General features: G+C 34.5%; 1 protein-coding gene. It reads right to left on the bottom strand.

From position 1 onward, the window contains the following. Positions 1–521: alpha-amylase family glycosyl hydrolase (locus IDG60_RS27280; protein ID WP_241013324.1), on the bottom strand; the 521-nt coding region annotated here is incomplete at both ends.

The raw sequence follows: 521 nt of genomic DNA, 5'->3' as shown, positions 1-521 counted from the left end.
CCTCAGGTACAGGTAAGTCACCCGCTTCAAACGTCTTCTTAATATGCGTAATTGCATCTACTCTAAATCCATCAATGCCTTTATCAAACCACCAGTTCATCATTTCAAATACAGCATCTCTAACTTCTGGATTACCCCAATTCAAATCAGGTTGTTTTTTACTGAATAAATGGAAATAATATTGCTCAGTATTAGCATCATATTCCCATGTAGATCCATTAAAGATACTTTCCCAGTTGTTAGGTTCAGAGCCATCTGGCTTTGGATCTTGCCAAATATACCAATCACGTTTGGGATTGTCTTTACTAGATTTAGATTCTATAAACCAAGGATGTTCATCAGATGTATGATTTACAACTAAATCTAAAATAAGCTTCATGCCTCTATCATGAATACCTTTTAATAAACAATCAAAGTCTTCCATCGTTCCAAATTCATCCATAATTTCTTGATAGTCACTAATATCATAACCATTGTCATCATTAGGTGATTTAAACATTGGACTGAGCCAAATGACATCG

This window comes from Staphylococcus sp. EG-SA-2 (assembly GCF_017152085.1).
The sequence above is the reverse complement of the archived record's forward strand: the minus strand, read 5'-3'. Positions and strand labels throughout refer to the sequence as shown.